Origin of the sequence: Robertmurraya korlensis NBRC 107688 (assembly GCF_001591645.1) — a bacterium.
Taxonomy (GTDB): Bacteria; Bacillota; Bacilli; order Bacillales; family Cytobacillaceae; genus Robertmurraya_A.
The window spans coordinates 13,505-40,184 of record NZ_BCVH01000004.1 but is presented as its reverse complement, the minus strand read 5'-3'; the positions used below and the strand labels follow the sequence as shown (position 1 = coordinate 40,184).

Here is a 26,680-nt window from a genome sequence, read left to right as displayed (position 1 = left end):
TTCTTTATGCAGCGACGTCTCTTTTCCTAAAAACGAAAAAGGCAAGACTATGGAAAAGGACAAAATATACGACAAGCATGCTAACAGAAAAAGGTAACGTCATTCCCTCTACCAATGGCATTCCTTCAAAATATTGCATTAGATCTGTGTTTGCAAATAAAATATACTTTGCCCAATCAAATTTTATAGCAATTAAATTGGTAAATTGAGCCCCGGTAAACATAAGGAAAATTGATAACCCAATAGCAAGTGAGCTGTTTCTGAAAACTGCCGATATCATAAAAGCCATGGTCGACAGCATAATCATACTAATCGAACTTAAACCATGAAATTTAATCAAGTGAAAAACCATCGATTCTTCGGTTACTTTTCCAGCAAAATAATTTAAATAAGGAGTTGACTGTTCTGGCATACCAAATGCAATCCATCCAACTAGAGTGGAGAAGCCAAATAATAAGGTCAGCATAAGTAAGGCGAAAGAAATAACGGTTGTATACTTCGCTAAAAGGATTTTTGACCGGCTTGTCGGTCGAATAAGAAGCAATTTAATTGTGCCCCAGTTAAATTCAGACGCTACTATTCCAGCTGCAACAATTATTGTAAATAATCCTGCTAATTGTATTAAGCTGGAGGCATCTTGAACAAAGCTCCATATAGCATATTCCCCATTCGGAGCGAGATTATGTTCCAAACGGTATTCATTAATGGCAATACTTTTCTCCAAATATTCTCTTTGTCCCTTTGGTACATTCTCCATCTGTACAAGATTTTGCTTCTGTTCAGCTATCGTCGTTTGAATCTCCAGCTTCCAGTTCGGGTTTGGCTTCTCATCTTGACTTTGGTATTTAATGATTCCCCCCATAAGAACAACGGTTACTAGTAAAAGGCCCATCATCACAAATGTACCAGGACGCTTGATGATTTTCATCCATTCGTTTTGTAATAGCTTAAGCATAAAGCGATACCTCTCTTTCCTCCGTTACTTCAAGGAAACGTTCCTCTAACGATTTAGTTACTTCCTTAATTCCATAAACGTTAATGTTTTCTGTTGTTAAACTTTTAACAATAGAAGGAATGTCCTCCTTGTTAATTTTACAAGTCAAACCTGCTTCACCCTTTCGTGCAGGGATACCCAGTGCTTGAATAATCACTAGAGCTTTATCAACTGGAACAACGTTAAACTCAACAACATGGTCGACACCATTTTTAAAATCTTGAATCGTTTGAACATCAACAAGCTTTCCCTTTTGAAGAATCGCAATCCGATCACACATCATCTCCATCTCCGAAAGCAAATGACTAGACACGATTACAGCTAAACCCTTTTCCCTTGTAAGCATTTTAAGATGATCCCTCATTTCCCGAATACCCGCAGGATCAAGTCCATTTGTTGGCTCATCAAGTATTAGTACCTCTGGGTCGTGCAAAAGCGCCTGTGCTACTCCTAATCTTTGGCGCATCCCAAGTGAATAATTCTTAACTTTGTCATGAATACGGTCCGATAAATTTACGAGCTTAACGACCTCGTCAATCTTCTGCTTATCGACTTTATTAGACAATCTAGCAAAATGGATAAGATTTTCATAGCCTGTTAAAAATTTGTACATCTCTGGATTCTCGACAATGGCTCCTATTCGACTCACCGCTTGCTCAAAATTAGATTGAATACTATTGCCTCCGATTTTGATATCACCTGAGGTTATCCCGATTAGTCCAACCATCATACGGATTGTAGTCGTTTTACCAGCACCATTTGGTCCTAGAAAGCCAAACACCTCCCCTTTATTCACTTCAAAGCTCAGAGAGTCAATGATCGTTTTCCCTTTAATCGTCTTTGTGACATTTTGTAACTGAACAATCCCTGTCATTTTCGTAACACCTTCCATCTCTTATGATCTTTATTTATCATACTTGGTATAAGAAGGAGAGCACACGAGCCCCCGCCGTAGTTTTTTCTAAGACTTTAGACGTAAATAAAAAGATAAGAACACAGGGATCTTCTCTTGAGGACGAGGGTTTTACATCCAAAATAAAAAGCGCAGGAATCACCTTGCGCTTCTTTCAACATTTATTACTCTTTAAGAAACTGTGTCTCCGAAATGATTCGTACTCCATTTCTCCTCAACAACGCAGCAGTTACACCGTGCCCTTTCACTTTTTCACCTGTAAAGGTTCCATCATAGATTTTCCCACTTCCACATGATGGGCTGTTCTCCTTCAAAACTACTACTGTTGCTTGGATCTTTTTGACAATAGCAAGCGTTTCATAAGCCCCTTTAACAAATGCGTCCGTCACGTCTGTTCCAGCATTGTCAAAAACCTTAGCCTTTCCATCCAACACATCTTCTCCGGATCCACCGACAATTTCGGCTGGCTGCCTAGGTGTTTCAAGTCCGCCTAGTAATTCAGGACATGCGGTAATAGCTTTCTTTTCACTTACCAGTCTATGTATTTTCTTTTCTAAAGAACTTAGCCCATTGTAACGAACAGGCAATCCTGCTAAACATGCACTGACAACAATCATTTCTCACCTCAAAAATTTAGTCTATATGACAGGTTATAACGTTATCTTTATGTTTTCAAAGCTTGTGCCAGTTTCTTTTACAACATCCCTTGTAGTAGGTAATATAATGCGAATCGTTGTCCCTTTATTTACTTCACTATCAATATGCAGCTGACCTTGATGGTTCTCGATAATCTTATAACAAGTCATCAAACCTAAACCTGTCCCCTTTTCCTTTGTTGTGTAAAAAGGTTCACCGAGCGTCGGAATACGTTCTTTTGGTATGCCCACACCTTGGTCAGTAATTTGAATGATAATCCCCTTCTCCTCATCCTTCTTGACCTTTAACTCAATGCTTCCTCCATTAGGCATTGCCTCAGTTGCATTCTTTAGTATATTTAGAAATACTTGCTTTAATTGATTTTCATCACAATAAACATTTGGTAGATTACTCTCATACTCCATTGATATTTGGATGTTGTTTAGGATCGTTTGTGTTTGGATTAACGTGATAACATTACCTAACAGCATTTTCACATCACGGTCCTGCATAGATGCCACTGTCGGTTTTGATAGGAACAAAAACTCTCCTACAATTCCATTGATTCGATCTAATTCAGATAGAACAATATCATAATAAACATTCTGGTCTTGTTCCCCTTTAAACAGTTGAACGAATCCTCGAATAGAAGTTAACGGATTTCTAATTTCATGAGCGATTCCTGCAGCCATTTGTCCCAAAAGGGCTAGTTTTTCGGACTTTTGTAGTAATTGGTCTGTGTGCTCATTTTTCTCAGTAATGTCTTTACCGATTGAAAGAATGGCCTCCACACCTTCAAAAATGATTTTTAGTGAAGACACCTCAAAATCCATCGTGGTTCCATCGTGTCGTTTCAACTTGTATTCAATGCTTTTTAAAGGTTCATTTCCATTAGATAATGCTCGTGTTCTCTTTTTCAATTGATCTGCATACTTAGGAGTAACGAGTTCTAAAGTAGATTTGCCAATTAGCGCTTTACGATTAGGAGCACGAAACATTGTCACTGCAAAGTCATTTACATAAATGACTTGCTGGTCTTTATGAATAATAATGGTGCTAGGGAGAGAATCTAATAAATTCTTATAACTCTTTCCACTTAATCTAGCAATCTGTTCATAATGCTTCGCCTTGTCGTACTGTCTTCCGAGAAACCACGAGAGTGCCCCGTAAAAAAAGAGCTCAAAGGTAAAGATGCTCTCTCCATGAGAAAAATTATGGAAAATGGTTATTCCTAATGTGAAAAGTACAAAAATGATTTGACCCCATATTTTCATAGGTATGCCTCTATAAATGGATTTTTTACTGTTATCATATCATAGAATTATGGGAGGAAATTTGAATTTTTAAAATTTAATAATAATATCTTTCTAAGACAGCCCTCAATTACCTCTTCGGAGTTCATGCTTCAGGTTTTACCATTACCTTTCTTACCTTTTGTGCTTTCAACCGTATGTAGATGGTTTCTTGCACGTAACAGGACTATTCTGACGGGCATAAAAAACCAATAGAATTTATACACTATTGGTTTTACCCGCTCCTAGCTAGGTTCTACGTGAACATGTACATTGTAAACATCATATTCCGTTATAAGCTTATCTTCAACTTTGCTGGAGATGTCATGTGCTGATCGGATACTTAAGTTTTCGTTTACTAAGATAATAATATCAACCACTGTATTATTACCGTAATTTCTAGCACGAATATCCTTAATACCTGCTACTCCTGTAGTTTTTAATATACTCTCTTTATATTCCTCAATTAACTGCTCATCAAAACCGTCTGTTAATTGATGAGAGGAATCATAGAAAATATCATAGGCTGTCTTACAAATTAGGAGTCCCACGATAATAGCAGCTAGGGGATCAAGCCATGGTAATTGAAACTGTGAACCAATGATTCCAATTGCTGCTCCTACACTCACCCAGGCATCTGATAAATTGTCCTTGGCTGCCGCTAACACAGATTGACTTTTCACCCTCTCTGAGAGCGCTTTATTATATCGATAAACAAGATACATAACTACTGCGCATAGAAGCCCAGTCCACGCTGCTAGCATGTCTGGAACCACCTTTTCATGTGAAAAAAAAGACACTACGGCTTTATGTAATACGTTCAATCCGACTGCCGCCATAATAAAAGAAGCAACCAATGACGCAATATTCTCTGCTTTCCAGTGACCATATGGATGATCTTCATCTGGTGGCTTTTGAGACATTCTTAATCCTATCCATACGGCAATTGAAGCAATTATATCTGTTAAATTATTAAACCCATCCGCCTTTAAGGCCTCTGATTGGGTAGAAAATCCAATCAATAATTTAATAAAAGCAAGGCAAATATAAGCTGCGATACTGATCATCGCCCCACGTTCGCCTAGTCTTAGCTGTTCATATCTTTCTTTGTCCATATTCACACCTCCGTGCCCAAAACCTCCTTTAATAGGATAACAATCGAATGGTAGGTGGGTCTACAGCAACCTTTTTTCATCCCTTTATATAAATGTTAATTACACAAAAATGTTTCTCTTGGTAAAATTTCGGGTCCTAAACAAGAAGAAGTAAATTTTAACATAAAAAAGAGCCAAGACAAACTTGTCATGACTCTTACTCGTTTAATTTATTGCATTGTGGCAACAAACTTTGTTCCGTCCAGTTTTTTTAGCGGCATATAAAGCTTTATCCGCATCTTCGATTAACATGCCTGGATTTTCGGTTGTATCTATATAAGATGCCACACCAACAGACACTGTTACCTTAATCACTCCACCGCCTGATAAGGAAAACTCCGTGCTCTCCACCGTTTTCCTTATATGTTCTGCTATATCCTTTGCTCTTACAACGGAAGTGTCTGGGAGAAGAACCGTAAATTCCTCTCCCCCATTCCGGCTAACAACATCGAAGCTTCTTGTAGCCTCAGTTAGTAATGTCCCTAGTCTCTTTAGTACGAGGTCCCCTTCCGAGTGACCATAGGTATCGTTTATTTTTTTAAAAAAGTCAATATCAATATAAAGGAGTGACAAACTTTGAATACTTTTATTCAATTCTTTAATCAGCGAGTTAAATACCTCATCAAATTTCCGAACATTATTTAATCCCGTTAATCCATCCGTTGTGGACTCAGATTTATATTTTTCCAGTAAAAACTGACTCTTTCTGATGAAATCAAGAATATAAAATGAGAGAAAACCAGCTAAATATGAAATAATCCAATATAGTGGAACTAGTTTGACTAGTAAAGAGACATCACTCAGTAAATAAATAATCACAAAAGTAAAAATAATATTAGAAAAAGTAAGCATCAATATTGCCTTATTCTTCTTAGACATCCTTTGTTTAGAAATAAAAGTTGAAAAGATAGTAATAAGAACCATAAGAATAACTGATGCATAAGCAGAAGCATTCACTCCAATTACCAAGCGGCCGATAATCACTAATACCATCCCAATGACCGCAGGCAAAGTACCACCAAAAAACGCTAGTAAAATAATTGGTATATGTCTTAGGTCAACGATTGTCGTATCTATTCGAATACTGTATTGCATGAGAATATTCGAAAACAAACCACCGACCACACCCAACAAGACTTTTCTCATAAAGGTTGAATCTTTCTTTAGGGGACTCGCTGAAAAGATATGCGAATATAAAAATAATAAGGATACAACAATTGCTAAATTTGTAAACAAATCTTTAATCATCAACATTATTATCACCATAAAGTACCATATCATATTTTTCTTCATTACAAAATATGAAACACTACTTTTCTACTATAAAATTTAAACTAGATTTTTCACTTAGGTTTATTGTCTATTGGATAGAGGAAGGATAACAGAAATGAAAGGAGTTATAAACATGAACATTTCAATCACAAATAACGCACTAGAAAAACTAACAAAACTAGAAATCCCTCCTCAAAAAGGAATTAGAATCTATACATCCATGTCAAATGGCTGAAGTTCCACCGTTAAGTTTGACTTGGTTCTGGATGAACCAGCAGAAGATGATCAAGTAACTACAGTTTCCGATATCCCTTTTTATATTAATCCTGAATCCATCAAACAAATTGATGACAAAATTATTCTTGATTTCAACCAATCATATGGATATATCATAAAAACAGAAAATGAAATCCTCCAGTTCGGAGTAAAACTCCAAACATAAAAAACACCACGAAAAGAGTGGAAACGGTGTCTGTCACCCTTCGTGGACACTTTTGGGTATTTTGTCCGTCTTAGATGGACACTCCAATAACAAAATTGATTCAAGTCTGAATAGAATACCTCTCCTTTTTGGATAGTAAAGATGATGGAGGTGAGAAATGATGACTGAAAAAGATTACCCGAATGTTCAACTAGGTGGAAAGATTGTAAAGGAAAAAGGTAACGGCGGAGACCAAGTGCACGGGCACGAAAAAGAGAACAAAAACGGCAAGTTCAACACAAACCCTAAATCTGGTATGTAAAACAACCCCCACACCTTCTATGTTCTAGTTAGGTGTGGGGTATTTTTGTTTATGATAAGTTAGATTACACCGTTAAACGCTCGATTAACTTCACTTTAATTTCTTCCTGAAAGATTGATGGATACTGCATCGCCTGAATAAATAATTTTTCACCAACCTCAACTAGAGGAATCTCAAGCGTGGTGATGTTCATGATTTTTGCAATAGGTTGATTATCAAAACCCATAATCGCTAGCTTGTTAGGAACTAGAATTCCTCGTTCTCTTGCACAAGTAATAATACCTGCGGCAACTTGATCACTTGTAACCAATAAAGCGGTCGGAGGAGAAATCATTTCTTTTAAACGGGAGACGATTCCCTCCCCATCTTCAAAGCGATAGCTGTCATAAAAAATATACTCCTGCAAAAATGGTTGCCCATTTTCCAAAAGGAAATTCTTATACGCCGCTTCTCGCATTTCACTATTCGTTCCTGATCTTCTCCCAATGCAATAGCCAATACGATTGTGGCCCTTTTGATGTAAATAATTTAATGCAATCGAGAAACTTTTATAATGATCAATATAAGTGGCCGACACGATTTTGTCTTCTACTTCTTCACATAAAATAATCGGTCCATATACTTTATACTCACTGATTACTTCCCAGTCACTAATCCTAGAACAAATAATTAGCGCATCAATCTGTTTTTGCTTAAGCATATTTAAAGCTTCAATTTCTCTATTCAACTCATAGTTTGTTTGAAATAGAACGAGCTTGTAATTATTTTTAACCGCTTCATTTGCAATTCCCTCTACTAAAAATGCAAAATAAGGAGAATTTGAAAAAGGAATAACGACACCTATTAAATACGTTTTCCCTTTACTTAAGTGAACAGCATTGATATTACGCTGATAATTTACTTCCTCCATCACTTTTTGTACAGCTGCCTTTTTCTCTTCACTCACATATGGGTGATCGTTTAATACACGAGAGACAGTTGTGACAGAGACTCCAGCCATTCTTGCGATTTCTCTAATATTCGCCATACACTCACCCTTTAAGAAACTTTTTCTTGCACTGAAACGCGTTTCACCATTTAAGCTAAAAATGTAATAAACAGGGAGAAATGGTTTTCCATTTGAATGGTATATCTTACTAGTCATCTTATCATCTTTTACCTTTTCTCCATACACCAAAAAGGGGGAAGTACGATGTTAGGACTTATTTCACTATGCTTCATCATTTATCTTTTCGCTTATTTAACCATTAAGGTTGAAGGAACTCCCATTCGTGTGGTGCCCGTTCGTACATTCGATGATTTTTTTATTGATTACAATAAAAAATGCGGGGAGATTAAGAGCGATGAATGATTACAATAACAAATTATTTATGTGCAAAACCACTGACACAACAACTTTTTTCCACAGCGGAACCATTTTTACTTTTAAACAATACGGTCGTCTCATTCACGCAACTTTTAAAGCAGAGAACATTAAATATGGGGAGTTAATAGGATTAACTAGGAATGGTCTCATTGAATATTCGCTAAATATTCAACTGCAGAATCAAGAAGTTTATGGGGGGATTGGCACGATCCAACCATGCCGTACAACGGGGCCAATTCTTCAAGGATACTACTCTATCACAAACGCTTATGAATCATTTGATTGTTCCTTCATTCTAGAGAAGGTATCCCTTCAGAATCAGATACCATGGAGAAGAAGATCCTGTTAAAAGAACAAAGCTTAGGTTGTTCCCTAAGCTTTGTTCATCTTATTACTTTTCCTACTCCTAATGCATAGTGTTCAAATAGGATGTTCTCTACCATCTCACCTTGAGTTTCTTCACGATCAACGATTAAAATCATTTCCGAATGGTATCCTTTTAATCGTCTCCTCTTTTTCTTTAACACAAATTCGGTAAATAACCGAATGGCAAAGCCAATAATAAAGTATTATCATTTGTGTAATTATCCATACCTACCTCGTTTTTAATAAACTTCCATATTACTCAGTATTTACTATACAAAATTTCTGATTCAGTCAAAATATACAAAAAACACCTCTTTATAATAAGAGGCATTTTATTGCTTAACTATAAGAAAAAAATGAGTAATTGTGAAATAATCGCGACAAAGATAAGGGCAAAAGGATAAGCGGCAGCATAGGCAATCGCTGCATCATCCGAATCGATTTGTTGGTTGACAGCACCCAAACCAGGGGTACTGGTCATGCCTCCACATAATGCTCCGAGAGAGTGTATAACGCTCATCTTAAATAACTTTCTTGATATAAAGAAGCCGACTATCATTGGAATAATTGTGATTAACGCTCCTCCAAATACCAGACGGAACCCTTCTTCCATAATAACTTCAACCAACCCTTGACCAGCCGTTGTTCCGGCTCCAGCTAAGAATAAAACGAGTCCAATATCACGAATCACTTGATTGGAAGGCTGGAAAAAGCGAGCACGAATTGGACCAATCTTCCCAAAGTGACCAATGAACAAGGCAATAAAAAGGGGACCACCTGCAACACCTAAAGTGATGGTTCCCAATTCAGGTAAATGAATAGGGATCATCCCAACTGCAATCCCAATCAATAAAATTAAGCTTAGTGATAAAATATGGATATTCGTCACTACAAGAGTTTTTCTACTAAATAGCTTTTCTGCATCATCTAACCGGTCTTCACTACTGACCAATGTTAATATGTCGCCTCTTTCCAGCGGCCATCTGGTACTTTGGTTGTACTCAAATCCCCCACGCTCAATTCTTGTTACCGTCACTCCGTATTTCCTTCTTAACTCAAGTTCTTTTATATTTTTCCCAATAATTTCCTCTGATTCAACCGTTACTTTACGAATTTTTACATGGTCATGGTTCTTTAAATTCGTAGAGACCTCTCTTCCAACATCTTGAATAATGCGATTTAAATCTTCCCTCAAGCCAACTGCCACCAATCGATCCTCATTCAAGATAACGGTATCATTTAGAGCAATAATATTTCTGTCTCCACGAATAACACGACTAATCACAACAGAACCATATCGGTTAAAACGCAACTCTTTTAATGTTTTTTTATTTATAATCGGATCCATTACCTCGATGGTTGTTACTTCAGGAGATTCTTCATTTTTTACCGGACCGCTTGATTCATTCAAATCCTTTTCCATATCCACACGAAGGACTCTAGGTAATAACTGAACGAAAATCACAACGGCTAATACACCAAACGGATAAGCGATCCCATAACCAACAGAAGCAAGAGGGTCGTTCGTAGCATGTAATGCAGCAGCAAGACCCGGAGTACTTGTCAACGCTCCTGTCATTATTCCTATACTAAGTGCTGGAGAGAGATCAAAGACCTTTGCAACCACAACTGTTGTGACCGCTGCGACAAACACGATAACTAATCCAATTAATCCAAAAATCATACCGCTTGATCTCATCATCCGGAAAAACCTCGGCCCTGCTTGTAAACCAATCGCGACAATAAATAAGCTTAACCCGAGGTTTTGAACAGTATGAGGAATATCATAGCCCCAATGACCAAAAAACATGGCAACCAAAAGAACACCAGAAGAGCCTAGACTTAATCCTCTTATCTCGATTTGACCGAGAACAGATCCTAAAAATAAGATAACGAATAATAATAGCAATGGTTCTTTTAATAACGTCACAACCCAATCCACGACACATTCCTCCATGAGTGACAGTAACATTTTTCTCCATTATATTCTTTTCGAATTCAAAATAAAGAGCATACTTCATTAATTCACTAGATTGCCTTAATGAATACGCTTTAATTATTGAAACACACTAGTACTGTGTTGATATTCAACACAATTCAATGTGGAGGGTGATACTTTGAATACGCTAATTAGCTCCTTTATGATGATTATAAAAATGTTATATAAGCTTGATAAGCTCATTTTATGATTGTATCAATCATAAGGATGCCTGCCTTTAGTAAAGCATAAGCAGTATCTATTATCCCATTGAGTAAAAAAAGGTAAGCAAAGACGCTTACCTTTTTCTATTTACATTTCTTCTGGAGCTTTCATTCCAAGAAGACGGAGACCTTCATTTAGTATAGTTTTTACTGCGAAAACGATAGATAATCGGGACTGTCTCTTTTCTAAATGATCTAATATCCGTACGGTTGCGTAGTATTTATTAAATGATTTCGATAGATCAATTAAATATTTGGCTATTAGAGAAGGGTCATACGCTTCCAAAGAACGATTAATTATATCCGAGAAGGAATTTACTAATACAACGATCGTCCATGCTTCCTCATCAATGAGTGCAACCTCCTGATCGTGAATAATAAAGTTTCCTTTTCTCAATAGCGATGATGCACGAGCATGTGTATATTGAATATATGGCCCAGTCTCACCTTCAAATCGAAGCATATCCTCTAAAGAAAACTCAATATCATGTAATCGATGATGAGCTAAATCATGAAAAATGATAGCACCTGTCCCGACTTGAATAGCCACTTCATCTTTATTCTTCAGTGACGGATTTCTTTCTTCAATCCCCTTTTTCGCCAAACCAATCGCCTCTAGTAATACAGTTTCTAGCAACACGACCTTTCCTTTACGAGTCGACATTTTCTTCCCGTCTTTTAACATCATGCCGAACGGAATATGAACCATTCCCTTCTGCCAATTGAATCCCATTTTACTTAGCACTTGAAAAAGCTGCTGAAAGTGTAGACTCTGTTCATTACCAACGACATAAAGTGCTTTTGAAAACTGATAGGTTTCTTGGCGATAAAAGGCTGCTGCAAGGTCACGCGTAGCATACAATGTCGTACCATTGCTTTTCTTAATTAAACACGGAGGCATATTTTCAAGGTCAACGACATGTGCTCCGTCTGACTCTTTTAATAGACCCTTTTGATCGAGAAGCTGTACTACACGCTCCATTTTATCGTTATAAAATGCTTCCCCGTTATAGGAATCAAACTCTACTCCGAGCAGTTGATAAATTTTCGAAAACTCTTTTAATGATTCTTCTCTAAACCACTGCCATAACTGGGTGGCCACTTCATCTCCATCCTCTAGCTTTTTAAACCAATCTCTTGCCTTATTGCTTAGGAGTGGATTGCTTTCCTCTTCGTCGTGAAATTTTATATAAAGTTTTAACAGCTCTTTAATGGGGTTTTTCTTAATTAACTCATCGTCTCCCCACATTTTATACGCAACCATTAATTTCCCGAACTGTGTTCCCCAATCACCTAGATGATTGATTCTAACGACTTGATATCCACATTTCTCACTGATTAGCGATAAAGCATTCCCGATCACCGTCGAGCGTAAATGCCCCATGGAGAATGGTTTCGCAATATTAGGGGAGGAAAAATCAATGGTGATAACTTGATTTTTTCCAATTTTTAAACCACCGTAATGTTCTTTCTTAGTAAGGATTTCCTTTATGACTCTTGAGGTAACTTCTTGCTTATTTAAAAAAATATTCAGATAACCACCAATAGCTTCAATTTTTTCGAAAAGTGATGAATGTAATCGTGTTGCAAAGTCTTGTGCAATCAGTTGCGGAGATTTTCGGTATATTTTTGCTAATTGAAAACAAGGAAAGGAAAAATCCCCTAAATAGGAATACTTAGGAACTTCGACCATCTTTTCAATCTGTTTTTTTTCTAAATTCCCATCAATTAAATTCACTAACAAATCAATAAACACTTCTTTTTCCTTCATTTTTTCCCCTCCCAAATAAAAAAGCCCCCGCCTCTTTTTCGATTTAAAAAGAGGCGAGAGCTTATCATCCCGCGGTACCACTCCAATTGTTTTTACGATCTCGTAAAAACCACTTTCCATTGTTAACGAGGTTACTCCCCGACTATCTCTACTTCATTCGAGAAAGGATCTCCAAAGTGCGCTTCATCATTTGTTCCGTATCAGGCTTCCACCGTCCCCGACTCGCTATCCCTTTCCAAATGATTACTCTCTTTATCATCGATTTTTAATATTAAGACTATTATATACACTTTTGGAAAAAATCTACAAGAAATTAACTTTTCTCTGTTGAGATGTTCGAATGTACTATCTATTTATTCACCAAGCTGTTGAATTTGGTTGGATAATTCCGTTAACTCTTGTAGAGTTGTAAATAATTCGGTATTTTCCAGTAATGCTGAATCTAGCTCCCCATTTTCAATATTTGATAAGAATACATTAATCCCCTCTAACGCCCTGTTATTTTGCTCCATAACTTGTTGATGGAGATCCTCTGCTAAGTTTGGAGCTTCCAATTCATTAAATGCTTCTATTTCTTGTTTCATTTCTAGTAATCTAGTTTCTAAATCAGCTAATGCCTGTGTATCAGTAATTGCTTGCTCTGCCATAGCAGGTACTTCGTTTGCAAACTCTGTCGCTTCATTTACATAATCTGTTGCTTGATTCACGTAGTCTATTGTTCCGTTCACTTCTTCCAAGAAAGAACAACCACTTAATCCTATTACTGCTGTTAGTACGATTGTCATCCACTTCACCTTCATTCTTTTTTCCTCCAATTTTCCTATATTTGAAAAATAAGAAAGATCACTACCTTTGTGGTAATGATCTTATGAAAAGGGGCAGACCTTTACCAAAATATTGGCAAAGGTCTCACTAGCAACATAAATTGCCCAACAAAACCGGAGATTTTTCATCTCGTAATGACGACTTTGTTGTTATAGCTACTCCCCTTTGGTATTCATTTATCTTATAAATCATCATACTTGTAAACAAGCTAGAAAGTCAAACAATTCGATGTTCATCTCTTACTCATTACTAAATGATGCCTCCCATTTAGTAACCTCGTTCTTTACAATTGGAGCCACTTCTTTCCCTAGTAACTCGATTGCCTTCATCACATCTTCGTGTGGCATAGACCCCACCGGGACGTGGAGCATGAAGCGAGTAATCCCTACGTTCTTACGTAAATGAATAATTTTTTCGGCTACTGTCTTCGAATCTCCTACGTATAAAGCACCTTCAAAGCTACGTGCCGCGTCAAAGCTAGCACGACCATAATGTCCCCAACCTCGCTCCCGTCCTAGAACGTTCATAACCTGTTGGGTTGATGGGAAAAACTTGTCCGCAGCAAGTTCCGTCTCTTCCGCAATAAATCCATGGGAGTGGGATGCTACTGTTAATTTTGAAGCATCATGACCTGCATGTACGGCAGCTTTTTTATAAAGCTCAACAAGTGGAGCAAATTGTAAGGGGCTTCCTCCGATAATCGCTAATACGAGTGGAAGACCTAGAATACCAGCCCTAATGACTGATTCAGAGTTGCCCCCACTTCCAATCCATACTGGAAGTGGATGTTGGACCGGACGTGGATATACCCCTTTTTGGTGAATCGCCGGTCGATGCTTCCCCGACCAAGTTACAATTTCAGAATCTCTAATTTTTAGCAATAAATCTAGCTTTTCCTCAAATAAATCATCATAATCTGCTAAATCGTACCCAAACAATGGGAATGACTCAATAAACGAACCTCTTCCAGCCATAATTTCAGCCCGCCCATTTGATATAGCATCCAGAGTAGCAAAATCTTGAAATACACGAACAGGATCAGCAGACGAGAGAACTGTAACTGCGCTCGTCAGACGAATCCGTTTTGTTTGTGAAGCCGCAGCCGATAATACGACCGCTGGAGAGGAAGCAGCAAAATCTTCTCTATGATGCTCCCCTACTCCAAAAACATCTAAACCAACTTGGTCGGCAAGAACGATTTCCTCCACCACTTCGCGAATTCTTTGTGCATGACTTACTGTTTTCCCTGTCACCACATCTGGAGTTGTTTCTACAAACGTACTTACACCTATTTCCAATATGAATCCTCCTAATCAATCATACAGAGCTATGTATGTATACCGTAGATAATCTATGTCACTTGGATATATAACTTTATCTTAAACATTCTTAGAAAGAATTGCTACTTTCATCTCTTTTCAGAAAAAAAGAGACTATGCCCTAGTCTCTTCGCCTCCCCGTGCACTAACAGTCAGCACACAAATATCATCGACCTGTGTTTCTTGAGCTGATGTCAACTTTTCTAAAAAACAACTAATGGATTCCTTTAGGCGTAAGGACTCCTCTATTTTTACTCGTAAGGTTTCAAGCTTGGAGAGATCCGTGTTTTGAAAACAATCCAATAGACCGTCTGTATAAAGCAATAGTTGAAAATCTCTCGAAATGGACACGGTCTTTCTTGTATCCTCTAGCTTGTCTAACAGGCCAAGTGGTACGGTAGATTGTGATAATAATGTAGCTTCATTTTTTTTAATCAAAACAGCCGCTGGATGTCCCGCATTCATATAAATGATCTCCATAGTCGTCAGATTAACTTCTACATAAATCCCTGTAACATACATTCCATTATTTATGTTTTCATTAAATAAGGCCTTTATTTTTTGATTGAGAGAGCTCATCACTTGGTATGGATTCTCATACTCTATTTGTTGATTCTTTAAATGAGAAAATACCCTCATACCAACTAATGCAGAAGATATATCATGACCCATAACATCTAATATTGCAATCCCGTATTTCCCTTCTCCTAGCTTTTTCCAGGTGAAAACATCTCCTGATAAATAAGAGCATGGAAGATATAACGGTTCAATACTAACATTTTCTTGTGACATAGGTTTACAAAACATAGCCGTTTGTAGGTTTCTGGCAATATGAAATTCTCTTTCGGTTCTAATCTCATTTTCCTTTAACTGGATTAGTGATTTTTCTAACTCAATTGAACCTGAAATTACCTTGGAGAATTTCTCCATGACAGAAATATGTTCCTCATATAAGATGTTTGAGCTGGGATCTAAAGCACAAAGTGTGCCAAACACACTACCATCTTCTAGAAATATGGGAACTCCAAGATAGGAACCAATGGAAAGCAGTGAGGTCACCTCTAACTCTTTTACAGTTGAGGATTGTCTTGTATCAGGTATTAACAGCGGGACCGCATCAGTAGCTACATGTTGGCAGTAAGATATTTGTAACGGTTCATTTACATCAGAAGGTATAGGACAACCGCCTACATGATTAAACATTTCTAAAATAATAAACCGGTTTTCTGTCGTTGATGCAATAAAAAATGATTTTGCAGGAATGAGCTCGGTTAATAAATCGAACACATTTCTTGCCGTCTGTCTAAATTTACATTGTATGATCTCCATATTGCACCTGTTTTCAATAAATTATAAATTTTTTTCACGTAACCTAATTTTATATCGGCTCATTCTTATAAAGTTCCATCCTTTTTTTCCTCTACCAGAAAATACAAAAAAAAGCATTTCTTCATAAAGAAATACTTTCCCTTACTTATCTTTTGGCTAGCTGCTGAAGCAATAAAGCCTCCGTATCTAGCTTGTTTAATGGAGGACTGAATAGATAGCCTTGAAATTCATCACAATCAATGGATCGTAGGAATACTTTTTGACTCTCTTCTTCAACGCCTTCTGCAATTACCTTGTAGTTCAACCCTTTTGCCATCAAGACAATTAATTTAACAATCGCCACATTTTTCTCACTAGTATTCAGCGACGAGATAAAGGAGCGATCAATCTTCAAGCGGTCAATTGGATACTGATTCAGGTATTGTAATGAAGAATACCCCGTACCAAAATCATCAATTGCGATATAGAATCCCATTTCCTTTAAAGCTTGAAGCTTCGCCAGCGTGTCTTCAATTGAACCCATAGCAACACTTTCCGTAATTTCAAGTTCAATATATTCTGGATTTGCTTTTGTTTCAAATAGAGTCGCCGTTACCTTTTCAATGAAGTTACTCTGTTTGAATTGGATTGCTGATATATTTACAGCAATGCGAACCGGGGACAGCCCCTGTTTTTCCCATGCAACGGATTGTAAACATGCTTCTTTTAATACCCATTCTCCTATAGGAAGGATAAGGCCAGTTTCTTCCGCTAGTGGAATAAACTCACAGGGTGGAACCATTCCTTGTTCAGGTCTAATCCAGCGCAGTAATGCCTCTACCCCAACAATCTGATTGTTTTCTAATGAAACCTGCGGTTGATAGAATAGCTCAAGTTCATTCCGCTCAATCCCTTTTCGTAACGCGTTCTCCATCGTTACTTGAGGTTCTATATCCATTTCTTCATTATATATTTTGTAGTGGTTTTTTCCAGCTTCCTTTACTTTATACATTGCTGTGTCAGCCTTCATTAGTAAGGACTCAAAGGTATTTCCATGGTCGGGGAATATTGACACCCCAATACTCGGTGTTACATAGAGTTCTTCTCCTCTAATATCATAGGTTTTACGAAGAGCGGTTAGGATATCTTCAGCCATTTGGTTAATTTTTAATTCATTCGTGTTTTCCAGTAATATTCCGTATTCATCTCCACCAATACGACACACTAACTCGTTCGGTTTAAGACTAGAACTTAATCTATCTCCTACCTCTTTCAATAATAAGTCTCCGTAAGAATGACCAAGACTATCATTTATATGCTTAAAACGATCTAAATCCAGTAGTAAAAAAGCAATTTTCTTTTTACTTCGTCCATTGTGATTACTAATTGCTCTCGAAAGCCGCTTCTCAATAAATCTTCTATTGGGCAATCCCGTCACAACATCATGATAAGCTAAGTACTCCATCTGATTAATCGTTTCTACTAAACGATCTGTTCTCTCTTTTACTTTTACCTCAAGTTGTTCATTTAAATGGTTTAATTCAGAAACCAATTTATTATTCTCTAATAAGGTAAATAACTGCCTTAACACAACTAATAGGATTGTTAAAAACAGCCCTACAACAAAAGGAGCGGTAGTGTAAATATGAGAAATCACATACAATGAGAGCAAAACAACTCCTACATAAGGCAAGCTATGCTTTATAAAGAATTTGTTCTTACTTTCTGTTTCGTATTCCTTCTCGCCTATTACGTGGGATGGAGTTTCATGATAAAGTCCAGCCAGAGCAAGAATAAACAATGAAAGGATCCATAATGGCTCTGAAATGCTTCCAACCGTGTACAAATTATTTACAGTTAAAAATGAAAAAATGCTATCAGCCAGAATCTGTACTAATAAACCTACTACTAGTAGATATAACGTTTTTTTATTAAATAGAGAATTGGAAGCAATAAAAAGACTGATTACTCCCCCTAAAACTCCAAGATCTAATATTGGGTACATTAATTCTACAAGATGAAATGGATTTCCTTTCATTTTTAATAAAGGTGATATAATTAACACCCAATTAAAAGTAGTTGCAACGGTCATGATGATCAGCATATCAAAGGAAAATCGTATGGTAAGTAACTTACTTCTTACAACTTTCATCATGTATAAAAGTGCAACAAAATAAAACCCATTTTGACCAATCCAAAAGAGTTTTGGCAAAAGAAGAGTATCTCCTTGGGCACCTAATATAAACTCGTAAAATACCCAGATAAGAATTCCTATTATATAGCTTAAAATTCCCAAGCCTAAAAACAGCCAAAAGTTTTTGGCCTTTCCTTGGTCATTCTTATACGTTAATAATAGCCAGCCAAGGGAAGTCAAGCAGGCAATTGTTTGGAATGCAACTCCACCCCAGTCCAGAAAAGCTTGCTTATGTTGAAAGAAGTAATTCCATAAGAAGTTCGTTATTATAAAAAAGGCAATAAAAAGATAAGCAAACTTTTGGTTTTTCAGGGCGAACATTATTTTCTCCTTTAAGTATAAATCGGTTTCCTTTCAAATCCTTGGTTAGAAGGAATAATCCATGGATAGTCTTCCTTCTTGGTATACACTTCACGGGAGTGAATAATTGCGGGTATCACGTAATCACCTTTGTAGTACATTTGTTCCGCAACAGATTCGATCGGTATTTTGTAAACATTTCTTAATGCTCTATAGAATACTCTCTCCAAAAGAACCACGCAATAGTTCATTTGGTAGAATTCTGTGTAGTAAACAAATAGGGATAACAATCTTTCAAGATTTTTCCCTCTATATTTTTTTAGAATTGAGACCTTATCTATTTCAATGACCTTCATAGGATTCATTTCTAGTTTCTCTATTTCATGGAACGGGAATATCGTGTTTATATAATTTTGCCTAGTGGGAAAATAGGGTTTGAACTCAATTGTCCCAATTTCTCTACTGTCTTCATCAAGGATAATAAAGCGATCTGTCTTATCGAAGGTTGGATCTAGCATATACCCCTTCTCAAGCCAGCACTCCATCCATATTTCGTTAAATGAATTAAGATCTGCCAATGTTTCAACCTTTATATACATCGTATCCTCCACTTGTCGAATAGTTGTCGTAGTTTAAATTTTTGCGGCAATCTTAGATGAATTACTATTAACCTATATTATACTACTACAATAGTAACAAGCGGAAGTAGGAAAGTTTAGTTGTTTTGATGAGAATTTATGTAGAATGTAGGAAGATTCTCTTCGAAAACTATATTGGAAGAGAAATTCCTACATAACATTTTTAGAATCGATTTAGCAACTCTATTTTAGGAGATAATCTCCTCCTTTAGTAATTGCTACAAGAATTAAACACCTGGAAATTCAATTAGTGATAATTCACTAATGTCAACTACCACTAGTCCTCCGCCAACACCTGAGAAATATGCAAGTCCTCTTGCTTTGTCTAAAGTAATGAAAGCAGTAGCATGCTCATAATAGCCATCTACTTGGATTCCACTTACAGGTGTTTGTGGTGCTAAATTTTCCAATAAATCTACGATACTACCTCTTTGGTTTGAATGTGACATTATGTCATCTCCTTAAATTTACTAGAAATCTCTATAAATCTACTCACAATACAATGCACTTATTTAAACACCTGGAAATTCAATTAGTGATATTTTTCTGATATCAGCTACCACTAACCCTCCACCAGTTTCTGAGAAATAAGCAACACCTCTTCTTCTGTCCAATGTAATGAAAGCACTAGCACGCTCATAATTTCCATCTACTTGAAGCCCACTTACAGCTGTTTGTGGTGCTAGACTCTCAAGAAGATCGGAAATACTTCCTCCTCTTGGATTACAATGTGTCATAGTTTCACCTCCTCTCTTACATTCCCTTTTACTCAAGGGTTAATATATATTATTCAAATCTACGAAAGCTGCATAGATAACTATCCTCACTATTAAAAAAAGGCTCTAGTCTATTAAATTTGTTATTTATACTTTTACCTATTCTTTGTCTTCCAGTTAAATCCAATCGACTCATCATCCCATGGGATCCTTTTTTCATCAGGATTAGAAGAGTTATACGATTCTGTTGTGCAATAAATAATCGTAGCAGGCTTACTTCCTAGTACACGATAGCCATGCGCTACACCTTTTGGTATTACAAGTAAAATCGGGTTATTTTCTCCCATGTAAAAAACATTGGACTGCTTATACGTAGGAGAATCTTGGCGATAATCATATAAAACTACCTGTGCATCTCCAGAAGGGAAAAACCATAAATCATCTTGTATTTCATGGTAATGAAAAGCTTTAATTACCCCTGGATAAGACATTGACCAAGATAATTGTCCAAATTTCTGCAGCAAATCTTCATCATTTCTTAACACTTCAGCAAAAAATCCTCGATCATCACAGTGTTTTATTAACTCCTTTGTAACAACACCTTCAATCCTCATTTTCAATGTACTCCTCTCTAAAAAAGGTTGACAAAGCGGCCTTCCAATCTCTTAACCTAATCCCCTCTTTTTCAAGCTTGTAATTATCAAGAACAGAATAACTTGGTCGAGGAGTATTGAATTGATAATCCTGGGATGATATTGGAAGTATTTCTGTTTTTGAGTGTATAAGCCTCATTATCTCTTTTGCAAATTCATACCAGCTACACTTCCCTGAGTTGGTAACATGATAGATTCCTGTTTTATCCTTCATTAATGACTGAATGGCCAGTGCCACATCCCTTGTATATGTCGGGCTGCCAAATTGATCATGGACAACTTTTATAGAATTCAATTTTTCCGACAACTTCATCATTGTATGAACAAAGTTATTGGCATCGTTTCCGTATAACCAGGAAGTCCTAACAATTAGTAGATTGTTACAATTTTTCAGGAGCAACTCTTCTCCTAAAAGTTTGCTTTTCCCATATATTGTTTGGGGATTTGGTTGATCCGTTTCTTTATATGGGGATGTTTGGTTCCCTGAAAAAACATAGTCTGTGCTTATATGAATAAGCTTCGCTTGATGTTTATTTGCTTCTGTTCCTAGATAAAATGGAGCTAAACCATTGATGAGATATGCTTTTTCTACATCCGTTTCACAAAGATCAACCTTTGTAAAAGCAGCACAGTTGATGATGATGTCAGGGCTAATTTTATTAAAAACCTCTTTAATTTGCTCTTTACTCGTGATATCTAATTCCCTTTTTGTAAAAGAAAATACTTTATAATCACAGGATGAGAACAATTTAACTAATGCCTTTCCTAATTGACCTCCTGCACCTGTTATGATGATCTTCATGATATTTCCCTACTGTATTGTTTGACATACCAATCTACTGTCTTTCTAAGTCCCTCTTCGAATGTATACATTTGTGTCCACCCAAGCTCATTTCTAAGCTTTTCAGAATTAATCGCATATCGGCGATCGTGACCCTTACGATCTTCAATAAAGTGAATAAGCTCTTCACTCCTAGATAACATCTGAATAATCTGGGTAACCACCTCTATATTTGTCTTCTCGTTTCCTCCTCCAATGTTATATACTTGTCCTTCTCTTCCTTTCTCCATCACCAATTTAACGGCGTGACAATGGTCTTCTACAAATAACCAATCTCTAATCTGTTTCCCATCACCGTAAATAGGGATTTCCTTTGAATTTAAAGTACGCTGAATAATTTTTGGAATAAATTTCTCACTATTTTGAAAGGGACCGTAATTGTTGCTACATCTAGTAATAATGATTGGAAGATTATGAGTGTGATAGTAGGAAAGTGCAAGTAAATCTGAACTTGCTTTTGTTGCAGAATAGGGATTATTAGGAGTTATTTGGCTTTTTTCAGTAAAAGGCAGTTCACATTCCTCTAAGGATCCGTATACTTCGTCTGTAGAAATTTGGATCATCCTTTTGGCATAGCCTCTTTGGAGAAGTTTAATTAGATGGAATGTTCCGATGATATTGGTGTATATAAATGGTTCTGCATCAATTATGCTATTATCTACATGGGATTCAGCAGCAAAATGAACAAATGTGTCGTACTCACGATCCATCACTGATAACAACTGATCATAATCTGTTACATCGTATGGGAAAAAGCGCACTCTTTCATTTTTAGCAACATCTTCCATTTCAGTAATGTTACTCGCATACGTCAAAGAATCAACAACGGTTAGATAGTAGTCCGACGTCTTTAACAAGTAATGGACAAAATTTATACCAATAAATCCTGCCCCACCCGTTATTAGTATCTCTTTTGTCATTGTTCATCCCCTTTTCTATGGTCTCTGCTTTGATACACAAATTGGTTGGCTTCATAAAGAGATTCATGAGTACCAGCATCCACCCACCAGCCGTCCAGCATTTCATAAGTAAGACTATCGTTAGCAATATACATATTATTTACATCCGTAATTTCAAGCTCACCACGTGCAGAGACCGTTAGTTTCTCAATATAGCTAAATACCAAACTATCGTACATATAGATTCCTGTTACACAGAAATTTGAGACAAATGAGGTTGGTTTCTCAACAATTGAGGTAATTATTCTTCTATCTTCATCTATTACCCCTACTCCGTATCTCTCAGGGTCATCAACTTCCTTTAGTAATACTTTTGCTGATTCTTTTTGACTAATGAAACTTTGAATATATGGTTTTAGTGAATCTTCAAAAATATTATCACCCAGTAATAATATAAAACGTTCTCCATTTACAAAGTCCTTGGCTAATGCAAGACCATGGGATATTCCACCCGCGTGCGGTTGCGCTTTATATGACAAATTGATTTGATAGGACTCACCCGAACCAAACATGGTCTGAAAATGGGCAATAGATTCATTATTTGTAATAATTAATACCTCTTCGACTCCTGCTTCCTTTAACTTAAGAATGGACCAATGAAGCATAGGAAATGGACCGACTGGCAGTAAATGTTTATTAATGATCTTTGTAAAGGGCTTTAGCCTTGTTCCAGATCCACCCGCTAAAATAACACCTTTCAATATTCACATTCCTTTCTGACACAAGATTTGTAAAATCCTTATAATAAAGCATCCCAGGTTAGTGGAGTACCCATTGTAAGATCTTTTCGTAGTTCGCGTCCCAAAAGCAAGTCATAGTATTTTGGTTCTAAACCATATCCTGGTCTAATAATTCTAATATTTTCTTTTGAAAGAATTTCACCGGCTTTTATATCTTTAGAAACATAAATGGAACGTCTAAATTGTAACGACTTTTCTTCTTCTTTTGTCGGCCCAATAAAAACACTTCCAAGGGATTGCCAAGCTGTCTTCGTCTCCTTTACCAGAGAAGAAAATTCTGAAGGTTCTAATGAAAATGCTGCATCAACTCCACCTTTGCTTCGGTCTAACGTAAAATGCTTTTCCACAACTGTAGCCCCTAAAGCAACGCTAGCAACAGCAGCTCCAATTCCTAATGTATGATCTGATAAACCAATATGGCATCTAAAAATCTCCTTTAAATAAGGAATGGTATTTAGATTTGAATTTTCTGGTGATGCAGGATAACTACTTGTGCATTTCAATAAAACAATATCCTCACACCCCTCCTCACGAATCGTGTTTACTAAATAATCAATCTCAGCAAGAGATGCCATTCCTGTTGAAACAATCATAGGCTTACGTTTTGAAGCTACTTTCCTTATTAAAGGAATATCAGTATTTTCAAAAGAGGCAATCTTGTAGCACGGAACACCAATACTTTCCAAAAATTCAAGTGAGGTTTCATCAAATGGCGTACTAAAAGGTATCATCCCTAATTCCTTACTTAATTTAAATATCGGTTCATGCCATTCCCAAGGGGTATACGCCTCTTGATAAAGTTGAAATAGTGATTTTCCTTTCCAAAGTTGGTTCTTCTCATCTATTAAAAAGTCTTTCTTATCACTATTCAAAGTCATCGTTTCAGCAGTATAGGTTTGTATTTTTAACGCATGTGCTCCTGCTTTAGCAGCAGCCCTAACAATTTCCAATGCATGCTCCAAAGATTGATTATGATTTCCTGACATTTCAGCAATAATAAACGGTTCATGTCCTTTCCCAATCCATTTACTTGCAATTTTAATATCTTTCATCCCTTTTCAAACCCTTCTATTGCAAAATCCCCTCGAGCCAGTTTCCAATTTTCCTTTAATAGACCGAATAGTACTACATCGACGTACTCGTTTTTCTTGAGAATTTGTTTTAGTAACCTTCCTTCTTCATGGAACCCTAATTTTTTATGATAAGACAAACTTTTCTCATTATAATCTAGTACTTGGGCACATACCTTTCTCATTCCCACTTCCTGAAAAATAAAATCTAATGCAAGCATACCCATTATTCTTCCCGACCCACGAGGGCTATTTTTCTCACCGATGTAAAATCCCCATTCACAGATTTTGTTTTTTTCATCAATTGAAAATTGAACCAACCCGATTGGTTTACCTTTGTGCAAACATAACTTTAGAATCTTGTTTTGATCGTTACGGCACTTCTCATACCATTTATAATGATCTGCTAATTCGATAAAATCACTATGCATCATAAATGGTCTAATGTGTTCTGCATTTCGCCACTCGTAAATAAGATTTATTTCATTGTTACTTACATCACGTAAACAATACTCACGTTTATCCAGCATTCTCCACCTCCATTATTCGTTCGATGATTTCATTAAATCTACTATCTCCCATCAATGCCCTAGCTTTTTCAGACATTATTTTAACCCGTTTGGGATTGGTTAGCATATCTTCTACTGCATTTGCAATCATCGATTGAGTTACTGTTTCACTCAAACCAAGGTAATGAATAGCTCCTTTGCTATTTACCAGCCGAGTTATTTCAACTTGGTTTTCTGCTGTCGCAATAACAATTGATGGCAATCCCAAAAAACAGCGCTCCCAGGTGGTACTTCCCCCTGCTCCTATTGAAAGATCTGCCTCCCTCATTAATTCAGCCATATTTTCAATTTGACAATGATAAGAGATATTAAGGGCTTTGTCACATTCTTCCTTTATTAAATGTTTATAAGGATTCGACTTGCCAACTACCACATTTATGTGTAAGTCTGAGACACTTATACTATTTAATCCTTTTAAAGCTTTTATTGTTTCACTTGTTGGATCTGTGCCACCAAAGAATATAAGAAGATTTTTAATTTGGCCTGACCTTTCTTCCATTCTTATATTCTCTCTACGAAATTCTTCACGAAGGATCGCATAACCTGTGCCTAATAACTTTACACAGTTATTTGGTAGTAAATGATTATATCTGTTTGATTCATTTGAAAAATTTTGGTCTAGTAAAATCTTACAATCGTGAGGTCGGTTGGCAAGATCGTCAATAATAACGATTTTACCTACAAACGCCTTTACCATGACCTCCCATTTCTTATCAATTGCATAGTGATCAACAATCAAACCATCTACTGGCTTTGCTACTTTAAGTATTTCAATGGTTTCTTCTGCATCTATTTGCCACGGAACTTTCAGCCAAGACTCGTATAAATGGTTATATTTAACTTGATCGCAATTCTTAGGAGGTGGTAATAAACAGACGTTGAATCCCTTCTCTATTAAATAGTTTCCTAAATTACCAGGTAAATCACGACAGATAAAGGAGATTCTTGCCCCTTTTCTCCTTAAAACTTCAGCAAGTGTGAGACATCGCATAACATGACCTGTTCCAATTTCAAATGAAGAATCGACTCGGATAACAATGTTCATTAAGATATTACCTCCCCAACAAAAAGGGTAAATTTGTCTCAATAGCTCCTATAGTTCCTTTTGTTTAATATCTTGATTTATTTTAACGATATCAGGCATTTTCTTTAGATAGTTAACAACTTCCTCTGTAGAAAACATGGGTGAATTCATGTATAAATTTTCTATTACATTTTTTATTACGAAGAAATCCTCTTGCGTATCAACTGTTAAACGATATTGACTGTCATCATTAGATTGTTTCACTTGTTTTATTTGAAACATGTTAGGATTCCTAGTTAGAAAGGATGTGACATGTTCTCTTTCAGATGGAGAAGTTGCTTCTCTACGTAATCTTTCCAAAGTAGAAATAGAAAAAACCTCTATATCCATCCCTCGTGGATACGTCCTTTCTATCGTATTAGAAACATAATCAAGTGATGGGTCGCTTAAAAATTCAGCCACATTTCGATCGATAATAGAAGGATCAACTAATGGACAATCAGAGGTAAGACGTACAATAACGTCCGCATTACACATTCGTGCTGCCTCATAATACCTAGTTAATACATCCTCTTCTGAACCTCGATAATAGGGGATTGATCTTGCCTTACAAAAATTCACAATCTCTTCATCACGTTTATTTATGGTAGTCGCAATAACGATATCATGCAGCAACGTCGCTTTTTTTACCCGTTCCAATTGGTACTCTAATAGTGATTTATTTCGTACTTTTTTTAATACTTTCCCTGGGAGTCTAGTAGATCCCATTCTTGCTTGAATAATAGCAACAACTTTCAAGTATGACTCACCCCCAT

27 protein-coding genes and 1 other annotated feature are annotated in these 26,680 nt (G+C 36.6%); of the genes, 3 read left to right on the top strand and 24 right to left on the bottom strand.

What is annotated here, in order from left to right; all coding sequences use genetic code 11:
* Nucleotides 1-4: 4 nt before the first annotated feature.
* The 6 genes from BKO01S_RS07905 to BKO01S_RS07880 all read right to left on the bottom strand — a co-directional run bounded on the left by BKO01S_RS07905 (nucleotide 5) and on the right by BKO01S_RS07880 (nucleotide 6,243).
* Nucleotides 5-955 (bottom strand): ABC transporter permease, encoded by a 951-nt coding sequence (locus tag BKO01S_RS07905; RefSeq protein ID WP_066051441.1) that lies wholly within the window; start codon nucleotides 953-955, stop codon nucleotides 5-7.
* On the bottom strand, nucleotides 948-1,868 hold the full coding sequence (locus BKO01S_RS07900; RefSeq protein ID WP_066051438.1) for an ABC transporter ATP-binding protein: 921 nt from the start codon (nucleotides 1,866-1,868) through the stop codon (nucleotides 948-950). The genes BKO01S_RS07905 and BKO01S_RS07900 overlap by 8 nt, the downstream gene beginning before the upstream one ends.
* Nucleotides 1,869-2,071: 203 nt before the next feature.
* A complete protein-coding gene (locus BKO01S_RS07895; protein WP_066051435.1) occupies nucleotides 2,072-2,524 on the bottom strand; it encodes a 2-thiouracil desulfurase family protein in 453 nt (150 codons plus the stop codon).
* 33 nt (nucleotides 2,525-2,557) lie between these two features.
* On the bottom strand, nucleotides 2,558-3,817 hold the full coding sequence (locus BKO01S_RS07890) for an ATP-binding protein (protein ID WP_066051432.1): 1,260 nt from the start codon (nucleotides 3,815-3,817) through the stop codon (nucleotides 2,558-2,560).
* 263 nt (nucleotides 3,818-4,080) lie between these two features.
* Entirely contained in the window at nucleotides 4,081-4,950 is an 870-nt protein-coding gene (locus BKO01S_RS07885; RefSeq protein WP_066051429.1) for a cation diffusion facilitator family transporter, read from the bottom strand.
* A gap of 204 nt (nucleotides 4,951-5,154) precedes the next feature.
* Nucleotides 5,155-6,243, bottom strand: coding sequence for a diguanylate cyclase (locus tag BKO01S_RS07880; protein WP_232311194.1), 1,089 nt, complete (start codon nucleotides 6,241-6,243; stop codon nucleotides 5,155-5,157).
* Nucleotides 6,244-6,860: 617 nt separating this feature from the next.
* On the opposite strand from BKO01S_RS07880, the gene BKO01S_RS24285 reads away from it, so the two are divergent.
* Nucleotides 6,861-7,004 (top strand): hypothetical protein, encoded by a 144-nt coding sequence (locus tag BKO01S_RS24285; protein ID WP_157077327.1) that lies wholly within the window; start codon nucleotides 6,861-6,863, stop codon nucleotides 7,002-7,004.
* Between the two features lie 64 nt (nucleotides 7,005-7,068).
* Here the strand turns inward: BKO01S_RS24285 and BKO01S_RS07870 are convergent, their stop codons facing one another.
* A complete protein-coding gene (locus tag BKO01S_RS07870) occupies nucleotides 7,069-8,031 on the bottom strand; it encodes a LacI family DNA-binding transcriptional regulator (protein WP_066052024.1) in 963 nt (320 codons plus the stop codon).
* 165 nt (nucleotides 8,032-8,196) lie between these two features.
* On the opposite strand from BKO01S_RS07870, the gene BKO01S_RS24280 reads away from it, so the two are divergent.
* Together BKO01S_RS24280 and BKO01S_RS07865 are read left to right on the top strand one after the other, a co-directional pair.
* Nucleotides 8,197-8,355, top strand: a complete 159-nt coding sequence (locus BKO01S_RS24280; protein WP_157077326.1) for a hypothetical protein — start codon at nucleotides 8,197-8,199, stop codon at nucleotides 8,353-8,355.
* Nucleotides 8,348-8,719 (top strand): avidin-fold protein, encoded by a 372-nt coding sequence (locus BKO01S_RS07865; protein ID WP_066051423.1) that lies wholly within the window; start codon nucleotides 8,348-8,350, stop codon nucleotides 8,717-8,719. The genes BKO01S_RS24280 and BKO01S_RS07865 overlap by 8 nt, the downstream gene beginning before the upstream one ends.
* Nucleotides 8,720-9,079: 360 nt before the next feature.
* On the opposite strand, the gene BKO01S_RS07855 is transcribed toward BKO01S_RS07865, so the two are convergent.
* The 17 genes from BKO01S_RS07855 to BKO01S_RS07775 form a co-directional block, all read right to left on the bottom strand.
* Entirely contained in the window at nucleotides 9,080-10,678 is a 1,599-nt protein-coding gene (locus tag BKO01S_RS07855) for an aspartate:alanine exchanger family transporter (RefSeq protein ID WP_232311193.1), read from the bottom strand.
* Nucleotides 10,679-11,026: 348 nt separating this feature from the next.
* Complete coding sequence (gene argS / locus BKO01S_RS07850; RefSeq protein WP_066052020.1) at nucleotides 11,027-12,709, bottom strand: arginine--tRNA ligase; 1,683 nt, start codon at nucleotides 12,707-12,709, stop codon at nucleotides 11,027-11,029.
* A gap of 46 nt (nucleotides 12,710-12,755) precedes the next feature.
* Nucleotides 12,756-12,977 (bottom strand) — a binding site (T-box leader).
* An 85-nt stretch (nucleotides 12,978-13,062) separates the two neighbouring features.
* Nucleotides 13,063-13,509, bottom strand: a complete 447-nt coding sequence (locus BKO01S_RS07845; protein ID WP_066051421.1) for a DUF6376 family protein — start codon at nucleotides 13,507-13,509, stop codon at nucleotides 13,063-13,065.
* Between the two features lie 264 nt (nucleotides 13,510-13,773).
* The gene (locus BKO01S_RS07840; protein WP_066051418.1) at nucleotides 13,774-14,832 is read right to left on the bottom strand and encodes an LLM class flavin-dependent oxidoreductase; all 1,059 of its coding nucleotides are present in this window, start codon (nucleotides 14,830-14,832) and stop codon (nucleotides 13,774-13,776) included.
* Between the two features lie 135 nt (nucleotides 14,833-14,967).
* Complete coding sequence (locus tag BKO01S_RS07835) at nucleotides 14,968-16,182, bottom strand: GAF domain-containing SpoIIE family protein phosphatase (protein ID WP_066051413.1); 1,215 nt, start codon at nucleotides 16,180-16,182, stop codon at nucleotides 14,968-14,970.
* A gap of 145 nt (nucleotides 16,183-16,327) precedes the next feature.
* Complete coding sequence (locus BKO01S_RS07830; protein ID WP_066051410.1) at nucleotides 16,328-18,676, bottom strand: putative bifunctional diguanylate cyclase/phosphodiesterase; 2,349 nt, start codon at nucleotides 18,674-18,676, stop codon at nucleotides 16,328-16,330.
* An 11-nt stretch (nucleotides 18,677-18,687) separates the two neighbouring features.
* Nucleotides 18,688-19,254: a hypothetical protein gene (locus BKO01S_RS07825; RefSeq protein ID WP_066051405.1), complete on the bottom strand. Its 567-nt coding sequence runs from the start codon at nucleotides 19,252-19,254 to the stop codon at nucleotides 18,688-18,690.
* Between the two features lie 266 nt (nucleotides 19,255-19,520).
* Nucleotides 19,521-19,742, bottom strand: a complete 222-nt coding sequence (locus BKO01S_RS07820) for a hypothetical protein (protein WP_066051403.1) — start codon at nucleotides 19,740-19,742, stop codon at nucleotides 19,521-19,523.
* Nucleotides 19,743-19,805: 63 nt separating this feature from the next.
* Nucleotides 19,806-20,030: a hypothetical protein gene (locus tag BKO01S_RS07815; protein ID WP_066051400.1), complete on the bottom strand. Its 225-nt coding sequence runs from the start codon at nucleotides 20,028-20,030 to the stop codon at nucleotides 19,806-19,808.
* Nucleotides 20,031-20,164: 134 nt separating this feature from the next.
* Complete coding sequence (locus tag BKO01S_RS07810; RefSeq protein WP_066051397.1) at nucleotides 20,165-20,623, bottom strand: dTDP-4-dehydrorhamnose 3,5-epimerase family protein; 459 nt, start codon at nucleotides 20,621-20,623, stop codon at nucleotides 20,165-20,167.
* On the bottom strand, nucleotides 20,613-21,464 hold the full coding sequence (rfbD, locus tag BKO01S_RS07805; RefSeq protein WP_066051395.1) for a dTDP-4-dehydrorhamnose reductase: 852 nt from the start codon (nucleotides 21,462-21,464) through the stop codon (nucleotides 20,613-20,615). The genes BKO01S_RS07810 and rfbD overlap by 11 nt, the downstream gene beginning before the upstream one ends.
* Nucleotides 21,461-22,423, bottom strand: a complete 963-nt coding sequence (gene rfbB, locus BKO01S_RS07800; RefSeq protein ID WP_066051392.1) for a dTDP-glucose 4,6-dehydratase — start codon at nucleotides 22,421-22,423, stop codon at nucleotides 21,461-21,463. Before rfbB ends, rfbD begins: the two co-directional genes overlap by 4 nt.
* The gene (locus BKO01S_RS07795; protein ID WP_066051389.1) at nucleotides 22,420-23,163 is read right to left on the bottom strand and encodes a sugar phosphate nucleotidyltransferase; all 744 of its coding nucleotides are present in this window, start codon (nucleotides 23,161-23,163) and stop codon (nucleotides 22,420-22,422) included. Before BKO01S_RS07795 ends, rfbB begins: the two co-directional genes overlap by 4 nt.
* Nucleotides 23,164-23,201: 38 nt before the next feature.
* Complete coding sequence (pseI, locus tag BKO01S_RS07790) at nucleotides 23,202-24,254, bottom strand: pseudaminic acid synthase (protein ID WP_066051386.1); 1,053 nt, start codon at nucleotides 24,252-24,254, stop codon at nucleotides 23,202-23,204.
* Nucleotides 24,251-24,802 carry a UDP-4-amino-4,6-dideoxy-N-acetyl-beta-L-altrosamine N-acetyltransferase gene (gene pseH, locus BKO01S_RS07785; protein ID WP_066051383.1) on the bottom strand — a complete coding sequence of 184 codons (552 nt, stop codon included), beginning with the start codon at nucleotides 24,800-24,802 and terminating at the stop codon, nucleotides 24,251-24,253. The genes pseI and pseH overlap by 4 nt, the downstream gene beginning before the upstream one ends.
* A complete protein-coding gene (gene pseG / locus BKO01S_RS07780) occupies nucleotides 24,792-25,886 on the bottom strand; it encodes a UDP-2,4-diacetamido-2,4,6-trideoxy-beta-L-altropyranose hydrolase (protein WP_066051380.1) in 1,095 nt (364 codons plus the stop codon). Before pseG ends, pseH begins: the two co-directional genes overlap by 11 nt.
* A 48-nt stretch (nucleotides 25,887-25,934) precedes the next feature.
* Nucleotides 25,935-26,663, bottom strand: a complete 729-nt coding sequence (locus BKO01S_RS07775; RefSeq protein WP_066051377.1) for a cytidylyltransferase domain-containing protein — start codon at nucleotides 26,661-26,663, stop codon at nucleotides 25,935-25,937.
* Nucleotides 26,664-26,680 lie beyond the last annotated feature (17 nt).

Coding starts and splice junctions, on each gene's coding strand:
- pseG (WP_066051380.1), bottom strand. CDS start 25,886: ATGAACATTGTTATCCGAGTCGATTCTTCATTTGAAATTGGAACAGGT.
- pseH (WP_066051383.1), bottom strand. CDS start 24,802: ATGCTGGATAAACGTGAGTATTGTTTACGTGATGTAAGTAACAATGAA.
- BKO01S_RS07905 (WP_066051441.1), bottom strand. CDS start 955: ATGCTTAAGCTATTACAAAACGAATGGATGAAAATCATCAAGCGTCCT.
- BKO01S_RS07880 (WP_232311194.1), bottom strand. CDS start 6,243: ATGTTGATGATTAAAGATTTGTTTACAAATTTAGCAATTGTTGTATCC.
- BKO01S_RS07815 (WP_066051400.1), bottom strand. CDS start 20,030: ATGACACATTGTAATCCAAGAGGAGGAAGTATTTCCGATCTTCTTGAG.
- BKO01S_RS07820 (WP_066051403.1), bottom strand. CDS start 19,742: ATGTCACATTCAAACCAAAGAGGTAGTATCGTAGATTTATTGGAAAAT.
- BKO01S_RS07890 (WP_066051432.1), bottom strand. CDS start 3,817: ATGAAAATATGGGGTCAAATCATTTTTGTACTTTTCACATTAGGAATA.
- pseI (WP_066051386.1), bottom strand. CDS start 24,254: ATGAAAGATATTAAAATTGCAAGTAAATGGATTGGGAAAGGACATGAA.
- BKO01S_RS07885 (WP_066051429.1), bottom strand. CDS start 4,950: ATGGACAAAGAAAGATATGAACAGCTAAGACTAGGCGAACGTGGGGCG.
- BKO01S_RS07830 (WP_066051410.1), bottom strand. CDS start 18,676: ATGTTCGCCCTGAAAAACCAAAAGTTTGCTTATCTTTTTATTGCCTTT.
- argS (WP_066052020.1), bottom strand. CDS start 12,709: ATGAAGGAAAAAGAAGTGTTTATTGATTTGTTAGTGAATTTAATTGAT.
- rfbD (WP_066051395.1), bottom strand. CDS start 21,464: ATGAAGATCATCATAACAGGTGCAGGAGGTCAATTAGGAAAGGCATTA.
- BKO01S_RS24280 (WP_157077326.1), top strand. CDS start 8,197: ATGTTAGGACTTATTTCACTATGCTTCATCATTTATCTTTTCGCTTAT.
- BKO01S_RS07865 (WP_066051423.1), top strand. CDS start 8,348: ATGAATGATTACAATAACAAATTATTTATGTGCAAAACCACTGACACA.
- BKO01S_RS07825 (WP_066051405.1), bottom strand. CDS start 19,254: ATGTATATAAAGGTTGAAACATTGGCAGATCTTAATTCATTTAACGAA.
- BKO01S_RS07895 (WP_066051435.1), bottom strand. CDS start 2,524: ATGATTGTTGTCAGTGCATGTTTAGCAGGATTGCCTGTTCGTTACAAT.
- BKO01S_RS07845 (WP_066051421.1), bottom strand. CDS start 13,509: ATGAAGGTGAAGTGGATGACAATCGTACTAACAGCAGTAATAGGATTA.
- BKO01S_RS07835 (WP_066051413.1), bottom strand. CDS start 16,182: ATGGAGATCATACAATGTAAATTTAGACAGACGGCAAGAAATGTGTTC.
- BKO01S_RS07810 (WP_066051397.1), bottom strand. CDS start 20,623: ATGAGGATTGAAGGTGTTGTTACAAAGGAGTTAATAAAACACTGTGAT.
- BKO01S_RS07900 (WP_066051438.1), bottom strand. CDS start 1,868: ATGACAGGGATTGTTCAGTTACAAAATGTCACAAAGACGATTAAAGGG.
- BKO01S_RS24285 (WP_157077327.1), top strand. CDS start 6,861: ATGATGACTGAAAAAGATTACCCGAATGTTCAACTAGGTGGAAAGATT.
- BKO01S_RS07870 (WP_066052024.1), bottom strand. CDS start 8,031: ATGGCGAATATTAGAGAAATCGCAAGAATGGCTGGAGTCTCTGTCACA.
- rfbB (WP_066051392.1), bottom strand. CDS start 22,423: ATGACAAAAGAGATACTAATAACGGGTGGGGCAGGATTTATTGGTATA.